The organism is Pantoea deleyi (genome assembly GCF_022647325.1).
GTDB lineage: Bacteria > Pseudomonadota > Gammaproteobacteria > Enterobacterales > Enterobacteriaceae > Pantoea > Pantoea deleyi.
Genome location: NZ_CP071405.1, coordinates 3,065,346 through 3,080,329 on the forward strand (window position 1 = coordinate 3,065,346; position 14,984 = coordinate 3,080,329).

Annotated in this window: 16 protein-coding genes; 6 read left to right on the plus strand and 10 right to left on the minus strand. The window is 58.6% G+C overall.

Going from position 1 to position 14,984, the window contains the following annotated elements:
* Positions 1–94: 94 nt before the first annotated feature.
* On the minus strand, positions 95–1,264 hold the full coding sequence (locus J1C59_RS14550) for a cyanate transporter (protein ID WP_140917115.1): 1,170 nt from the start codon (positions 1,262–1,264) through the stop codon (positions 95–97).
* Between the two features lie 87 nt (positions 1,265–1,351).
* Between J1C59_RS14550 and J1C59_RS14555 the strand changes: the two genes are divergently transcribed.
* The 3 genes from J1C59_RS14555 to dbpA all read left to right on the plus strand — a co-directional run bounded on the left by J1C59_RS14555 (position 1,352) and on the right by dbpA (position 6,678).
* Positions 1,352–2,212: a LysR family transcriptional regulator gene (locus J1C59_RS14555; protein WP_128086963.1), complete on the plus strand. Its 861-nt coding sequence runs from the start codon at positions 1,352–1,354 to the stop codon at positions 2,210–2,212.
* 90 nt (positions 2,213–2,302) lie between these two features.
* Entirely contained in the window at positions 2,303–3,694 is a 1,392-nt protein-coding gene (locus J1C59_RS14560) for an amidohydrolase family protein (protein WP_140917114.1), read from the plus strand.
* Between the two features lie 1,601 nt (positions 3,695–5,295).
* Positions 5,296–6,678 (plus strand): ATP-dependent RNA helicase DbpA, encoded by a 1,383-nt coding sequence (dbpA, locus tag J1C59_RS14565; protein ID WP_128086264.1) that lies wholly within the window; start codon positions 5,296–5,298, stop codon positions 6,676–6,678.
* Positions 6,679–6,713: 35 nt separating this feature from the next.
* Here the strand turns inward: dbpA and J1C59_RS14570 are convergent, their stop codons facing one another.
* Positions 6,714–7,106: a YgiW/YdeI family stress tolerance OB fold protein gene (locus J1C59_RS14570; RefSeq protein ID WP_128086263.1), complete on the minus strand. Its 393-nt coding sequence runs from the start codon at positions 7,104–7,106 to the stop codon at positions 6,714–6,716.
* A 167-nt stretch (positions 7,107–7,273) separates the two neighbouring features.
* Between J1C59_RS14570 and J1C59_RS14575 the strand changes: the two genes are divergently transcribed.
* From J1C59_RS14575 to J1C59_RS14580, 3 genes are all read left to right on the plus strand, one after another.
* Positions 7,274–8,236 (plus strand): chemotaxis protein, encoded by a 963-nt coding sequence (locus J1C59_RS14575; RefSeq protein WP_128086262.1) that lies wholly within the window; start codon positions 7,274–7,276, stop codon positions 8,234–8,236.
* A gap of 79 nt (positions 8,237–8,315) precedes the next feature.
* Entirely contained in the window at positions 8,316–8,450 is a 135-nt protein-coding gene (locus J1C59_RS21825) for a hypothetical protein (protein ID WP_255562796.1), read from the plus strand.
* 304 nt (positions 8,451–8,754) lie between these two features.
* Positions 8,755–10,332, plus strand: a complete 1,578-nt coding sequence (locus J1C59_RS14580; RefSeq protein WP_128086261.1) for a methyl-accepting chemotaxis protein — start codon at positions 8,755–8,757, stop codon at positions 10,330–10,332.
* A 304-nt stretch (positions 10,333–10,636) separates the two neighbouring features.
* On the opposite strand, the gene ymcF is transcribed toward J1C59_RS14580, so the two are convergent.
* The 8 genes from ymcF to J1C59_RS14620 all read right to left on the minus strand — a co-directional run bounded on the left by ymcF (position 10,637) and on the right by J1C59_RS14620 (position 14,940).
* The gene (gene ymcF, locus J1C59_RS14585; RefSeq protein ID WP_128086266.1) at positions 10,637–10,807 is read right to left on the minus strand and encodes a cold shock small protein YmcF; all 171 of its coding nucleotides are present in this window, start codon (positions 10,805–10,807) and stop codon (positions 10,637–10,639) included.
* A 3-nt stretch (positions 10,808–10,810) separates the two neighbouring features.
* Positions 10,811–11,023 carry a transcription antiterminator/RNA stability regulator CspE gene (cspE, locus tag J1C59_RS14590; RefSeq protein WP_009091867.1) on the minus strand — a complete coding sequence of 71 codons (213 nt, stop codon included), beginning with the start codon at positions 11,021–11,023 and terminating at the stop codon, positions 10,811–10,813.
* Between the two features lie 298 nt (positions 11,024–11,321).
* A complete protein-coding gene (locus J1C59_RS14595) occupies positions 11,322–11,744 on the minus strand; it encodes an Ivy family c-type lysozyme inhibitor (RefSeq protein WP_128086260.1) in 423 nt (140 codons plus the stop codon).
* 144 nt (positions 11,745–11,888) lie between these two features.
* Entirely contained in the window at positions 11,889–13,634 is a 1,746-nt protein-coding gene (locus J1C59_RS14600) for a glycosyl hydrolase family 28-related protein (RefSeq protein WP_128086259.1), read from the minus strand.
* Between the two features lie 47 nt (positions 13,635–13,681).
* Positions 13,682–13,834 (minus strand): hypothetical protein, encoded by a 153-nt coding sequence (locus tag J1C59_RS14605; RefSeq protein ID WP_158086885.1) that lies wholly within the window; start codon positions 13,832–13,834, stop codon positions 13,682–13,684.
* Positions 13,835–13,838: 4 nt separating this feature from the next.
* The gene (locus J1C59_RS14610) at positions 13,839–14,132 is read right to left on the minus strand and encodes a hypothetical protein (RefSeq protein ID WP_128086258.1); all 294 of its coding nucleotides are present in this window, start codon (positions 14,130–14,132) and stop codon (positions 13,839–13,841) included.
* Positions 14,129–14,476: a DUF7940 domain-containing protein gene (locus J1C59_RS14615; protein WP_128086257.1), complete on the minus strand. Its 348-nt coding sequence runs from the start codon at positions 14,474–14,476 to the stop codon at positions 14,129–14,131. Before J1C59_RS14615 ends, J1C59_RS14610 begins: the two co-directional genes overlap by 4 nt.
* Positions 14,473–14,940: a glycoside hydrolase family protein gene (locus J1C59_RS14620; protein ID WP_128086256.1), complete on the minus strand. Its 468-nt coding sequence runs from the start codon at positions 14,938–14,940 to the stop codon at positions 14,473–14,475. The genes J1C59_RS14615 and J1C59_RS14620 overlap by 4 nt, the downstream gene beginning before the upstream one ends.
* Between the last annotated feature and the right edge of the window lie 44 nt (positions 14,941–14,984).

Here is a 14,984-nt window from a genome sequence, read left to right on the forward strand (position 1 = left end):
TTAATGTATTGTTAACCCATAGCAACAGAAGTTGCGCGTATTTTCCGGTTGTGTGAACCAGGGAAAAATATCGCCGGGATTGGTCCGACCAAAATCAGCGATTCACCTCCGGAAAGGCGGACTGATAGCTGCGCGGATGGAATCGCAGATTCAGCGCAATCAGCAGCAGCGTCACCGCCGCCTGCAGCAGCCAGATGCTGGCGAAAGCTCCGGTGAGCACATGGAGCTGTCCGGCGATAAAGGGCATGCTGCCCGCGATAATAAACCCGACACCCTGCATGAATGCCACCAGCCGCGCCCCCGCCTGCGGCTGTTCCAGGTGGTCCAGTGCCAGCACAAGCGCCAGCGGAAACGCGCCGCCCAATCCGAAACCCGCTACACCCGCCCAGAGCCAGGGGGCGAGCTGCGGCGCAGACAGGAAGCCGAGCATCCCGCCGAACTGCATCGCCAGCGTCAGCAGCAGCAGCGGACGACGATCGCGCCCTTTTGCCAGCAGCGGCAGCAGCAACGCACCGCTAACCTGACAGCCGATCATCATGCCGAGCAGGGATCCGCCCGCCTGGGCGCTCCAGCCGAGCTGATGGTAAAAATCGGGCAGCCAGGCCACGCAGATGGCATAGCCGCCGTTGACCAGCCCAAAGCTCAGCGCCAGCGTCCAGGCCCGGGTTTTGCGCCACAGCGCCGGCAGTGCGACCTCTTCTGTCCGGGCGACCGGTGCAGAGGGGATAAACAGCCAGAGCAGGATCGCCAGCATCACCGGCACGGCCCAGCTGCTCAGCGCGCCCTGCCAGCCAAGCAGGCTGTTCAGCCACGGCGAAAGGGCGGCGCCTATGCCGCCGCCGCCCATCAGCGCGGCGGCCCAGAGGCCGGTGACACCGGCGCTGCGACGGCCAAAACGCTGACGAATCCATCCCGGCATCGCCATCTGCACGATGCCAATTCCCGCCCCGCCCGGCACGGTACTCAGCACCAGCCCATATCCATCGCCGATCCATCCGCGACTCATCAGCGCCAGCAGCAGCAGCCCTGACCCGACGGTCAGCAGTTTACGCACGCTGAAGCGCTGCATCAGCGGCGCACTGACCAGCGCAATCACGCCCATCATCATCATCGGCAGCGCGGGCAGCAGCGAGGCCGCCAGGGGTGACAGGCCGATGCTCTGCCGCAGCAGATCCAGCAGCGGACTGACCGAGGTCATCAGCGGGCGCATATTCAGCCCGGCCAGCACCAGCGCTGCCAGCAGCAGGTTGTTCTCTCTGTTCATCTGAGATCCACACAGTTTAAAGTTGCCAGCCTGACAGCAGTCGCTACTATCTGGAAATGAAATATCACTCTGCCAGGTAGTGGAAAAATGAATCGTCAGCCGATGTTTACGCCACAGCAGCTGCTCAGCTTTGTGGCGGTGTGTGAAACCGCCAGTTTTACCCGCGCCGCCGACCGGGTCCATCTGTCGCAGTCCACCGTCAGCCAGCAGGTGCGAAGGCTGGAGGAGATGGTCGGTAAAGCACTGCTGGTGCGCTCCTCGCATCAGGTGCAGATCACCGAAGAGGGCGAGAAGCTGCTGGGCTATGCCCGCCGGATTATTGCCCTGAACGGGGAGGCGCATGACGTGCTGAGTGACCAGTGGCGCGACGGCGTGCTGCGGCTCGGGGTGCCGGAAGATTTTGCCGCCCCCACCGCCGACCTGCTGGCGCACTTCAGTCGCGCCCATCCGCAGCTGCGGCTGGATGTGATGAGCGGAATGCAGGTGGAGCTGCGCCGCGCCTGGCAGCGGGAAGAGCTGGATATCATGCTGATCAAGCAGCCCTACGGCGAGCGGCCGCTGGCGTCGCGTCCCGAGCCGCTGCTGTGGCTCGACAGCGCAGCCTGGCCTTGCTTTGAGCAGACGCCGGTGCCGCTGGTGCTGTTTCCGCAGCAGGGACTCTATCGCGATGAGGTCTGTCAGACGCTCGACGCCCTGGGGCGCAGCTGGCGCATTGGTTACAGCAGCGCCAGCCTGGTTGCGCTGGCCGCGGCCAGTGCGCAGGGGCTGGGCCTGACCTTGCTGCCTGCCAGCTGTCGCCTGCCGCAGCATCGGGTGCTGGGCAGTGAACAGGGGCTGCCGGTGATCGATACCTTCGAACTGGCCCTCTTCTGTCGTCATCCCCGGGATCCGCTGCAGCGCGAGCTGGCGGAGTCGCTGGCAGCGTTCGGTCAGCTGCGCTGGCAGTGAGCGATCGAATAGCCGTCAGTGGAAAATAGCGCAGCAGAGTTAACCGCCGTTTGTCAGAGTAAAATCTTGTTCACTTTGCAGGAGCCTCTGATGCCGATTACCTCTTCACCCAGTCGCCGTGATTTCCTTGGACAAAGCGTTCGCTGGACCGCCGCAGGCGGCCTGCTGGCAGCCGGTCTCGGCCAGGCCAGCGCCGCGACCGCCTCCTCATCGCCCGCCGCCGGACCCGATCACCCCGCTGCCGCCCTGCCGCGTCAGGATCACTATCTGCTGCGCAACGTGCGGCTGGAGGAGGGCTTTATCCGCGAGGATGATGAGATTGTGGCGACCCGGACAGGGCTTTACGACATCAGCGTGCGCGACGGCAACATTGACCAGCTGACCGCCGCAGGCCAGGGCGATCGGTCGCTGCCCTCCTGGGATGCGCAGAATGCGCTGCTGCTGCCGGCAACCCAGGATATGCACATCCATCTGGATAAGACCTTCTATGGCGGTCCGTGGCAGGCGCCGCGTCCGCGTCAGGGCAAAACCATTATGGATATGATCGCACGCGAACAGGTGCTGATCCCGCAACTGCTGCCCCATTCTCAGGCGCGCGCCGAAGCCCTGATCGCCCTGCTGCACGCCAAGGGTACCACCCGCGCCCGCAGCCACTGCAACATCGACCCGGTCAGCGGCCTGCAGAGCCTGGAACATCTGCAGGCCGCCCTGGCCCGGCATCCCGATTTTCCCTGCGAGATCGTGGCGTTTCCGCAGCACGGCCTGCTGCACTCTCAGGTCGACGGGCTGATGCGCGAAGCGATGCAGCGGGGCGTCGGGTATGTCGGCGGGCTGGATCCGACTAACGTTGATGGCGCGATGGAGAAATCACTGGATGCGATGTTTCAGATTGCGCTCGACTATCAGCGCGGCGTCGACATCCATCTGCATGAAACCTCTCCGGCGGGCGTGGCGGCGATTCACTACATGATTGATACCGTCGCGAAGAACCCGCAGCTGAAAGGCAGAGTCACGCTCAGCCACGGTTTTGCTCTGGCGACCCTGAACGGCGCGGCGCTGGATAAGATGATTGAGGGGCTGGCGGAGCAGCAGTTCAGCGTCGCCTCGACGCTGCCCATCGGCAAACTCACGATGCCAATACCGCAGCTGCAGGCGGCCGGGGTGAAGGTGATGACCGGCACCGACAGCGTAATCGACCACTGGTCGCCTTTCGGAACCGGCAGCATGCTGGAAAAGGCAAATCTCTATGCGCAGCTCTATCGCGGATCGGATGAGTTTTCGCTGTCGCGGGCGCTGGCTATCGCGACGGATGACCGGCTGCCGCTGTCGGCGCAGGGAGAACGCCAGTGGCCCACGCCGGGTGATGAGGCGAGCATGATGCTGGTCTCTGCCAGCTGTTCAGCCGAAGCCGTGGCGCGCATTTCGCCGGTAATCGCGACCTTCTCGCGGGGTAAACCGGTATTTGCGCTGACCCCAGCCTGAGACGCCACAGTCGGCTCCCCTGCGTAAAATGAGGGGAGCCATCGGTTCCACAGCGGCAATCACACCAGACACCGTATCTGCCGCCCACGGCTCAGGTACGTAAAGCGAGGGGAGTCTGCACCTGGAGCAAAGCATCGCGGGCCAGGGAAGGCCCGCGCTGAGCCCGCCACGGATGGCGCGGTTGCGTCTTTGCGTAAGGTGCAGGCGCCCTGAGCCGCCACCGGTTCCACAGCGGCAATCCCGCCCATCGCTCCGTCCCTGCCCCTACGGCTCCGGCACCTGAAGCGAGGGGAGCCTGCACCTGGAGCAAAGCATCGCGGGCCAGGGAAGGCCCGCGCTGAGCCCGCCACGGATGGCGCGGTTGCGTCTTTGCGTAAGGTGCAGGCGCCCTGAGCCGCCACCGGTTCCGCAGCGGCAATCCCGCCCTTCGCTCCGTTTCTGCCACCCACGGCTCCGGCATCTGAAGCGAGGGGAGCCTGCACCTGAAGCAAAGCATCGCGGGCCAGGGAAGGCCCGCGCTGAGCCCGCCACGGATGGCGCGGTTGCGTCTTTGCGTAAGGTGCAGGCGCCCTGAGCCGCCACCGGTTCCGCAGCGGCAATCCCGCCCGTCGCTCCGTTTCTGCCACCCACGGCTCCGGCATCTGAAGCGAGGGGAGCCTGCACCTGGAGCAAAGCATCGAGGGCCAGGGAAGGCCCGCGCTGAGCCCGCCACGGATGGCGCAGTTGCGTCTTTGCGTAAGGTGCAGGCGCCCTGAGCCGCCATCGGTTCCACAGCGGCAATCCCGCCCGTCGCTCCGTCCCTTCCCCAACGGCCCCGGCACCTGAAGCGAGGGGAGCCTGTACCTGCCCCACAGCGGCAATCTCACACCAGACTCCGGCCCTGCCGCCAACGCAGCACAACGCTTCCCCAGCCAGAAACAGCAGAGCCTCCCTTCGGGAGGCTCTGCATTTATCTGAGCGCAGAATGCATTACGCGCTTTCGGCCCATTTACCTTTCGACATCAATTCCATTGCCAGCGCATATAAGCGACGATCTTCCTGATCACAGGGCTCATCTTCCGCATAACAGCCGATCATGGAAGCGATCTTATCCGCAGATAAGCTCTCTCCATGAACATGCAGTGTCAGTACGGCGCGGCCTACTATTTTAAGCACATTCTCATGTGGTCCCTGGATGCTATTACTCAATGAAAATACCCTCTACCGGTCGTTGTACCAGGAATATGGCGCGCTAAATATAAAGCAATTAGCTCAGGATTTTTATCGGCACCAGGCGCGATATTTTTTAATGATTAATTCTATTACTGGAGTCTCAGTTAGGGAGTTATCTGATTAACAATGAAATAAATTTTCAAAAACGGCCACTTATAAAACAAAGAATGGTCTCAAACCGGACCTCACATTCATTTCCCCCTTGCCGGTTCGCTTAATTGTTAAAAATAAACCACCTTTTCTCTGTAAAGTTCAGTCAATTCCTAAGCCCTCTGATGAGGATTGTTTCATCCCGCTTACCATCGAGGTTCCCGTTGCCGTCGGGCGTGCTTTCTGCCAGACTTGCGGCGCAATAATGCCCGACACCTTCAGCCTCAGAGGCCGCGCCCGTGACCGCTTTTTCTACCCTCAATTCGCTTCCCGACAGCCAGCTCGATAACCTGCGCGAGATGGGCTACACCAGCATGACGCCCGTGCAGGCGGCTACGCTGCCGGCCATCCTGCAGGGACGCGACGTGCGCGCGCAGGCGAAAACCGGCAGCGGTAAAACGGCTGCTTTTGGTATTGGTCTGCTGCACCATATCGACAGCACCCGCTTCCAGACCCAGGCGCTGATCCTCTGCCCGACCCGTGAACTGGCGGATCAGGTAGGCAATGTGCTGCGCCAGCTGGCGCGCTACACCCGCAATATCAAGGTGCTCACGCTCTGCGGCGGCCAGCCCATGAGCGCACAGCGGGACTCGCTGGTGCATCCGCCGCATATCGTGGTTGGCACGCCAGGCCGCATCCTCGACCACATCAGCCGCGAAAACCTTAAGCTGGACCAGCTCAACACCCTGGTGCTGGATGAGGCCGATCGTATGCTGGAGATGGGTTTCCTGAATGATATGGAAACGATCATCAAGGCGACGCCTGACTCGCGCCAGACGCTGCTCTTCTCTGCTACCTGGCCCGACGCCATCTCGGCTATCAGCACCCGCTTCCAGCGCGATGCGCTGAGCGTGGTCACGGAAGATGTCAGCGAACTGCCGCACATCGACCAGCAGTTTTTTGAAGCCAGCCACAATGAGAAACTGGGGCTGCTCATCGCGCTGCTGGGCGATCAGCAACCCGCCTCCTGCGTGGTATTCTGCAACACCAAACGTGAATGTGATGATGTCGCCGAAGCGCTTAACGCGCGCGATATCAGTGCCCTGCCGCTGCATGGCGATCTGGAGCAGCGCGATCGCGAGCGTGTCCTGATCCGCTTCGCCAACGGCAGCGGCCGCGTGCTGGTGGCGACCGATGTCGCCGCGCGCGGGCTCGACATCAAATCACTGGCGATGGTCGTCAACTATCAGCTCGCCTGGGACCCGGAAGTCCACCTGCACCGCATTGGCCGTACGGCGCGCGCGGGTGAGCATGGCGTTGCGGTCAGCCTGGTCGCCGCCGACGAAATGGCGCGCGCACACGCGCTGGAAGATTTCTTGCAGCAGAAGCTGCCGTGGGTATCGGCCAGCACGCTGAAAAAGGGCAGTAACAAGCCGCTGCCTGCCGCGATGATGACGCTCTGTATCGATGGTGGCCGCAAGGCCAAGATTCGTCCGGGGGATATTCTGGGTGCGCTGACGGGCGAAGCCGGTTTCCGCGCCGAGCAGATTGGGAAAATCGTTCTGACGCCAACCCACGCCTACGTGGCGATTGAGGCGAACCAGGCCAAAGCGGCGCTGGTGAAGCTCAAGCAGGGTAAAATCAAAGGCAAAACCTGCCGGGCAATTCTGCTGAAGGATTAAGGAAAAACGGGCGAGGATGATCCTCGCCCGTTCGATTAGGGCTCTTCGATCTTTGTCACGTGCAGCGTGGTTTTGTCACCTTTGCCCTGCACCTTGCCGCTCACGCGCACTTTGTCATCGGCGGTGTAGGTTTTCCCCACAAATGTTTTCTTCGAGGCGATGATCGGCAGCGTTCCGGTGTTGTCGCGGAACTGATAGCGTTCGCCCTGCTCTTTCTTCACGATATACCCTTCCAGCGTCACATAGCCGCCCTGACGGAAATCGCGGATCTGATTGATATGCGTCTGACCGGTATCTTCTGACCCTTTATAGCCCGCATCCTGCTTGTGCTGCGGCGGTGGCGTATCACCGGCTTTGAATCCACCCTCTTCGGCCGATACCCCTGCACTCATCATCACCAGCAATGACGCTAAAATCACTTTTTTCATTTCACACTCCTTTATTGGAAAGGTGTCCATGCTGAACCTTCAGCATTAAGCCTGGCACAATAATGGGCGTCCGTTTTATTTCACCCTTCTCTTCTCACTTTTTTCCGTTTGCTGCCGATAACCTGTTCACACCCTATTTCACCAGCTGCGTTAATGCAGAGGCAACCATGGATAATTTTCAAAAAGAGATCGATGAAAGAGCGAACCTCGCGTTATCAAACAAGTTTGAACTGCTGCTGTTTCGCTTAGGCTCCGATCAGCTCAAAGGCAAGTCGGAACTCTTTGGCATTAACGTCTTCAAGCTGCGTGAAATCGTGCCGATGCCCCCCATCACCAAAGCGGCCGGCATGCGTTCGCCGCTGCTGGGTATGGCGAGCATCCGGGGTCAGTTTATCCCGGTCATCGATCTGCCTGCCGTGGCGGGCTGTGTCCCGGAAACCGGTCTTAACCTGCTGCTGGTGACCGAATATGCGCGTAACACCCAGGCCTTTGCCGTGGAGTCGGTGGAAAACATCGTGCGTCTCGACTGGAGCCAGGTTCACACCGCGGAAGCCGGTATCGGCGGCCGCAACATCACCAGCATCGCCTGTCTGGACAGCGACAAGCAGAGCAACGAGCTGGCGATGGTGCTGGACGTTGAGCAGATTCTGTATGACATCATTCCTTCGGTGCGGGGCGTTGAGCCGGAAGCGACACTGCCGCGCACCTTCCCCTATCGCCCCGGCGCGGTCGCCATCGTGGCGGAAGATTCCAAAGTGGCGCGTCAGCTGCTGGAGCAGGGCCTGAAAAGCATGGGCATTCCGGCCCTGATGTTTAACACCGGTCTGGATGCCTGGGAAAAAATCAAACTGATGAATCAGGAAGCGCAGGCCGCGGGCGAATCGATTCGCGACAAAATTGCGCTGGTGCTGACCGATCTGGAGATGCCGGAGATGGATGGCTTTACGCTGACCCGCAACATCAAGCGCGATCCGACGCTGAAAACGCTGCCGGTGGTCATTCACTCCTCTCTCTCTGGCAGCGCCAACGAAGATCACGTCCGCAAAGTCGGTGCCGACGGCTATGTGGCGAAGTTTGAGCTGAATGAGCTGTCAGACGTCATTTTCAACGTGCTCGACGCGGCCCGCTAGGCCAGTACGGGCCACCTGACCGGCCCGTCACGCTTTTACCCTTCGCCAGCGGAAAGGCTGGCCTGACCAGGAATCCACTATGCACATCGAAACGCTCACTGATACCCCCTCCCGTCAGAACGTGCTGCGCGGCCGTTTACGCCAGCTGGCCTGGATCACCGCCGTGACCCTGAGTCTGGTTTTCTGGGTGGGGCTCTACTTCTTAATTTTCTGAATCCATTCGGGATTGTCTGGATCGGGCTGTCTGCACTGCTGCTGACAGCCCTTTTTTTTACCCTGCTGATTTGCCTTTAGAGTGTCTGTTAACCCTCTCTGATACTTCTTATCAGCAATTTATTTACGCACCGTGATTACTTAAAAATTATTAAAGGTACAACTCCGTGCTCCGATAACTGTATGCGCGAGATCACCTTTTTGCCTGCGGCGGTGACCACAGACATCAACAAGGCACTGCGCACAACAGCATGAGTTCTGATTGGTGCTAACAAATTGATTAATAATAAAGCGGGGAAGAGAACATGTTCAGTATCAAGAATATGAAGGTAGGCATGCGGCTCGCAGCAGCCTTCGGTATTATTGTGACGTTACTGATAGTGATTGGCGTGACATCCATTACCAGGATTAACAACATTAATACGGCGATCGCCTCGATCGTTGACGATCGTTATGTAAAAGTACGACTGGCATTTGATGTGCGCGATGGCGTCAACGATCAGATCAAATACCTGCGCGGCATGGTGATCGATACCACACGACCGGAAATGAACGTGAAGCGTTATGGTCAGCTGGATGAAGCCACCCAGCGAACCAATATGGCCATGAAAAAGATCGAAGACATTCAGGTCACGCCGATCGGCAAGAAAAAGATCGCCAACCTGCTGGCGTCGTCGCTGGCCTTTGAGAAAGTCAAAGCGGAGCTGATCGCGCTGGTGAAGTCGGGAGATTTCGATGCAGCCAGCGTCTATGTGCTGAAATCCATGACCGCCACCCAGAATAAGTTTCTGCAGGATGCGGTGAATTTTGCTAACTCTCAGGATTCGCAGCTGCGCAGTGAAGGTCAGGGCATTGTGGAAAATGGTCAGTCTGCCATCTTTATTACGCTGCTCTTCTCCGGCCTGGCGATTCTGGCCTCTATCCTGCTCGGCTATCTGCTGACCCGCTCGATTGTCCGTCCGCTGGTGGCAGCCGTTGACGTCGCGGAGCGCGTTGCCGCAGGCGACCTGAGCTCACAGATCAAGGCCACCTCGCGCGATGAAACCGGCGTGCTGATGCAGGCGCTGCAGCGGATGAACGACAATCTGCTGTCGATTGTGACCGAAGTGCGCACCGGTTCCGATACGATCGCCGTCGCTTCCAATCAGATCTCCAGCGGTAACCTCGATCTCTCGACCCGCACCGAACAGCAGGCCAGTTCGCTGGAAGAGACCGCGTCAGCGATGGAGCAGATGACCTCCACCGTGAAACACAACGCCGACAACGCCCGTGAAGCCAACCAGCTGGTCTCAACGACCTCGACCGTGGCGCGTGAAGGCGGCGTCGTGATGGAGCAGGTGATCGAGAAAATGGAAGCGATCGCCCTCTCCTCACGGAAAATTGTGGATATCATCAGCGTGATCGACTCCATCGCGTTCCAGACAAACATTCTCTCTCTGAACGCGGCAGTCGAAGCGGCGCGCGCGGGCGAACAGGGTCGTGGTTTTGCGGTGGTGGCCAGTGAGGTGCGTAATCTGGCGCAGCGCTCGGCCTCTGCGGCGAAAGAGATCAAGGTGCTGATTGAGGATTCTGTCGCTAAAGTCGATGAAGGCAGCAAACTGGTGACCCATGCAGGCTCAACCATCGGTGACGTGGTAAACAGCGTGCAGAGCGTGGCGAACATCATGAGCGAAATCACCATTGCCAGCAGCGAGCAGAGCAGCGGCATCAATGAAATCAATCAGGCGATTACGCAGATGGAAGCGGTGACGCAGCAGAACGCCGCGCTGGTACAGGAAGCCTCCGCAGCCTCGCAGGCGCTGCAGGATCAGGCGGAGCGGATGGCGCAGGCCATGAGCGTGTTCAATACCGGCAAGCTCTCGCTGCAACCCGTGCAGCCTTAATCTCACAACGGCCTGCTGCGGCAGGCCCGTTGCTGTGCGACGCTGCGCAGCACCTGAGCAGGTGACCGTGGACGGGCCGCTTCGCGGTGAAAGTGCAGGCAGCCAGCAGGATAAGGTCCGGCGTTTGAGGGGTTGAGGTTTGAGGTTTGAGGTTTGAGGTTTGAGGTTTGAGGTTTGAGGTTTGAGGGTTTGAGGGTTTGAGATTAGAGGTTTGAGCATGGAAACAGCAGAAACAAAAAAGGCTGCCCGAGGCAGCCTTTTATTACTGTAAATGCAACAACGCTATAAAGCTCACAAGCCTTTATCAGAGAGCACGAAGCGCGCTCTGAGTTGCAATCCTTGTTGCGTTCACCTGAACAACAACAGATTTGCAGAAAATGCATTTCGCTCCATGCGGATTGGCTCTTGTTACATCAAAATGTGATGTACGAAACTGTGAGCCATTACAGTGAGGACACTTAAAAGTAATTTTCAGTCCTTAGAGACCAACAACGTTCGCAGCAGCTGGGCCTTTGGCGCCATTTTCTACTGTGAATTCAACTTGCTGACCTTCGTCTAATGAACGGAAATCGGTGCCCTGGATTGCAGAGAAGTGTACGAATACATCTTTGCTGCCGTCCTGAGGAGAGATGAAACCGAAGCCTTTCTCTGCGTTAAACCATTTAACGGTACCGCGAATTTTGTTAGACATGCTTAAATCCTTAATTATCGAGCCTTCCGGCGTAATGGCCTGAGAACAGAGTTTAATCAGAACGTAAGAGAAGACTCAAAAAGAAGGGATGTCTCGCGACAAACTTAGAGATGAGAACTGCTTTGGTTACTTAGCTTTGATAGTGTCTGTTAATCAAACCGACGATTCATTAAGCCACACTTCTCCCGGGGACGCAACCTGCATTTGAAATTAAACGCAAATCGCCCGGCCCGAAAGACGCGCCGGCCCGGCGTCTGTCGCAGACCCCTTGTCCTGCGCGGCTCCGCAGGCAAAACAGTTACTCAGCGGCCCCGCCATTCAGCGCCCTGAACAGGACATTTCGCAGCCCGGCATCGTCCAGAGGATCGAGATTAAGCCAGGTGAGCGTCTGGCGATCGCGCGTCTGATCGTAGTCGGAGTAGAGGCCGTGGATCTCCCCTTTTTCCGGCGAATAAAGGATGGCGATAGACTGCGCCGGACAGTTGTGCGGCTTACAGCCGGAGAGCACCTGCCAGGTCACGCCCTTCAGCGTCAGGGTTTCAGCCGGTGTACTGGTGCCGCCCTGCTTCACCCAGGCAGGAAAGTTGTGCCCGGCGATCAGCCGCTGATACGCCTGGCCTGTCTGTCGGTTCTGGATAAAATCAAACAGATAAGGTGGCGTTGCCGCGCTTACGAACATCGGCACCATCGCCAGTGCGGCCGCCATTAAGCTCTTTTTCATGACATCTTCCTTATTTATCACGCCGGATCAGCTGCCTGGCGCAGGACAATACCGGCTTTTTCATCACCTGTCAGAATTAACAATAGCAGTCCGTCAGATCAAAAAAAGGGCGAGGCCAGAGCCTCGCCCAAAACATGCCGGTCATCAATCGTAGTAAGGGACCTTGCGGTCAACGCCGTTGATATTGATCAGCACAAAACCGGTCGGCGCGGTCTTATTGGTCGGTGTACCCGCTGCGGTGGCCAGCGTGACAACCCCTTTTTCATTCGCCCCGACGCCTGCCAGCCCGTTATGCATGCCGAAGCGTGCCGCGGGTTTCAGGTTACTGAGTTTGGTGATGTCCGTTACCACCGACATATCCGCCTGGAACAGCGAGCAGGAACCGGTATCGAAGCGCGTCGGACCGGTGGTTTTCAGGTTGAACATGGTTTCACCGCTGTTGGCTTTCAGCTTGACCCACACAACGGCATAGGTGGTGCCGACCCGACCGTAACGGATATCCAGCACGGAAGGCTGTCCCATGTGGTAAGCATCGGCCCAGACCGTCTCCAGTCGCTGCAGGTTGATCAGGGTCTTACCGGTGCCGGGCACATTGACCGGCGAACCGGCGGTTCCTGACGGCGTGGTGGCATCCGCTTTCCCGATCAGCTCCATCACCCACTGCTGGTTAGGCGCAGGGAAATAGAGCTGTCCCAGTCGATACCAGTTGTCCGTATCGGTGTTGTTCACCACCTTGTAGCCGCTGTAATAGCCAGCGCGCAGCGAACCGGTCAGGAAGCTGCCGTAGTTCTCATCCCGACGATAGCCATACTCAAAGGTGGATAACCATTTGTTACCGGCCACGTCATTGGTGATTTTCGCGCCGGCCTGCAGGTTGATATGACGCATCACTACGCGGGCATTGTTGAGATTGAGCGGTGTCACGCAATCCTCAATGTTGAGCGTATCGATGGTCCAGCCGCCGTCCGACAGATCGCCCGGGTTCGCCGTATGCTCGATCCAGACGTTGCGCATGATCCCCTGGGTCACACGCGGCATATAGAGCGTGGCATCGCCGTAGCCCGACTGGAAATTGGCATTACACAACTCGATAGCCGTTGAGTGATCCCAGTTGCCCTTCGGTGCGTTTGACCAGCCCACATCGAACACCCGGGAAAAGGTGCTGGAGGTGTAGATCTGATCGAACTTACTGTCGAGCGTATCCTGCAGCTTAAAAACCGTACCGCCGGTACTCTGCGCTTTAAAGCAGAAGAGGCTGACGATCTGGCCGCCGGTAATCGTGTTTTCAAAGAACGGCTGTTTGTTGCTGCACTGCTCAGGACTCACGGTGGATTTCAGGGCGATATCGGCACTGGCCTGGCCATGCCAGGCGATACCTTTAATGGCGATTTTACGCGCCATTACCTTAAACACCGGCTTGTCGCTCTTATCGGAAACGATGGTGGTACGCGGTGACGATCCCTGTTCAATGTCATCCCCGATCAGACCAAAAAACGGCAGCTCTGTGTCGGTGAGGTCGATCGGTGAGATCAGGAAACGACCGCCCGGAAAACGCACCGGTATCGCTTTGGCGTAGGTGTTGTAGCTCTGGGTCCAGGTCAGCATCCGCTTGAAGGCATCGGTATCATCGGTAACGCCATCCCCTTTCGCACCAAAGTGCAGGATATTCACTTCGGCAGGATCGTTGATGGTGCGCTTCCAGTAGAAACCGTTACCCACCGCCACCGTGCCGCCATCATCTTTCAGCTGGGTGGTGCTGAGGAACCCGACAAAGTCAGCGCCACCGCGGAAGCTGGAGTCTTTGTCGTAGTAGCGTTTCAGGCTCGCGACTTCACCTGATTTTGGCGGGACCGTGGTACGCAGTTCAGCAAAAGAGTTAACTTCGATCATAGAATCCTCCTCAGGATCATTGAGAGATTGCGCCGGTTATCGGCGCACTACTTCGTCGCGGCCGGATGGCCGCAAAGGGTGTCCCACATGTCGTTGTGGGTGTTGATGGCGCGCACCGTCCGGATGTCCATCTTTTGCGCGTCATCGCCGTAGGTATAAAGAGGGGAAAAAAGCACACAGGCAGAGTCGGTGATCGCCACCGGCTCAGGGTTTGTGGAATTTCGACTGCTGCAGCTTGTCGCGAGCAGCAGCGTCATCAAGGCTGTTATTGTCGGTCGCCACACGGTTTGCCTCCTCGCGATGCTGTTGTTGCTGTTGTGCCACCGCCGTAATGCGGGACGCCTCCTGACGCGCGTTATCGACGTCAGATCGGGCTTTTTGCTGCACTTTTCCGACTTTTTTGCCGCCGAAATATGTCGCGCCCAGTGCTGCGACGACGGCCGCCAGCGCCGCCAGCCAGTGCCAGCCGCCGCCCAGCAGAGAGGTAATCAGCGTCATGGTTTTGCGCCTCCGGGTTGATCCTTCGCGTTAAGCAGATTCTTCTGCCGGACAAACTGGGCAATTACCCCCATCGCCACCATGAATGCGCCCACCAGCCCCAGGTAGTTGTGCGGCAGAATCGCTTTCACGTCCTCTGGCAGAACGCTCCAGGCATCGACGGCGGCGGCCGGAAAGGACTGTGCCCAGGCGCTGAGCATGGAGCCGAGCGACGCCAGCCAGACAGACCAGGTTTTAAACAACAGGCGGGCATGAGAGACAAACTGCAGGGTGGTGAAGCGCTGCAGCAGCAGCAGAATGATGATTGCCGTCAGCACGGCGACGAGGAACATGAGCCATCTCATAGCAACCCCCTGTAAACCGCATAGGTTCCGCTGCGCATCATCTCCGCGTGACGTCTGGCGCGGCCCGGCGTCTGACGCGCCCATAGGCTGTTCATCATCGCGTCGGCCGCGTCATTGAACTGCTCTGAAACGATGGCGCTGAGCATGTTTTTGAACTGCATTACGCCCTCAACGCCAAGCTGATAGGCCATGCTGAGCAGGACGTCGGTCCGCGCGTCGTTGCACTTCGCCAGAGCGTTGCGCAGCAGCTCCCTGCCCTGCATCTCCTGAACTTTGTTTTCAAGAATGCACTGCTTCCAGACGTCACCGACCCGTCGCGGCACGCGAAAGGCGTAGTTACTCAGCGACGCGCCTTTTGGCCCGATGCGGATGCCGCCTGCCACGGTGGGAAAACCCAGCGTGTCGAGATAAGGCGTGTCCACATACCCCTCTTCAAAATTCAGCACTGCGATGATCTGGCTCATAACAACTCCTCAGTAACGGGTGAATTCCATACAGCCCTGTGAAA